Source organism: Nonomuraea sp. LPB2021202275-12-8 (assembly GCF_037044575.1).
Taxonomy (GTDB): domain Bacteria; phylum Actinomycetota; class Actinomycetes; order Streptosporangiales; family Streptosporangiaceae; genus Nonomuraea.
On record NZ_JBAHWD010000141.1, the window covers coordinates 1 to 717 of the forward strand.

At 57.2% G+C, this 717-nt stretch carries 1 rRNA gene; it reads left to right on the plus strand.

Annotated features, from left to right (window positions below):
* Window positions 1–139: 139 nt before the first annotated feature.
* Window positions 140–717: ribosomal RNA gene (locus V5E28_RS49080) — 16S ribosomal RNA — on the plus strand; the annotation flags it as partial.

A 717-nucleotide genomic window follows, 5' to 3' on the forward strand; every position in this document is an offset into this window, starting at 1 on the left:
GAGGATGTACGCGTCCGTTTCTTGAGAACTCAACAGTGTGTTAAAAGCCAGTGCATGATGCACAACCCCGTCATTTATGACGGATTCCTTTGGTTGACATTCATGATGTGGATGTTGGCTGGGATACTTTTCCAAGCATTTTTTGGAGAGTTTGATCCTGGCTCAGGACGAACGCTGGCGGCGTGCTTAACACATGCAAGTCGAGCGGAAAGGCCCTTCGGGGTACTCGAGCGGCGAACGGGTGAGTAACACGTGAGTAACCTGCCCCTGACTCTGGGATAAGCCCGGGAAACTGGGTCTAATACCGGATATGACCGCCCCAGGCATCTGGTGGTGGTGGAAAGTTTTTCGGTTGGGGATGGGCTCGCGGCCTATCAGCTTGTTGGTGGGGTAGTGGCCTACCAAGGCGACGACGGGTAGCCGGCCTGAGAGGGCGACCGGCCACACTGGGACTGAGACACGGCCCAGACTCCTACGGGAGGCAGCAGTGGGGAATATTGCGCAATGGGCGAAAGCCTGACGCAGCGACGCCGCGTGGGGGATGACGGCCTTCGGGTTGTAAACCTCTTTCAGCAGGGACGAAGTTGACGTGTACCTGCAGAAGAAGCGCCGGCTAACTACGTGCCAGCAGCCGCGGTAATACGTAGGGCGCAAGCGTTGTCCGGAATTATTGGGCGTAAAGAGCTCGTAGGTGGCTGGTCGCGTCTGCCGTGAAAG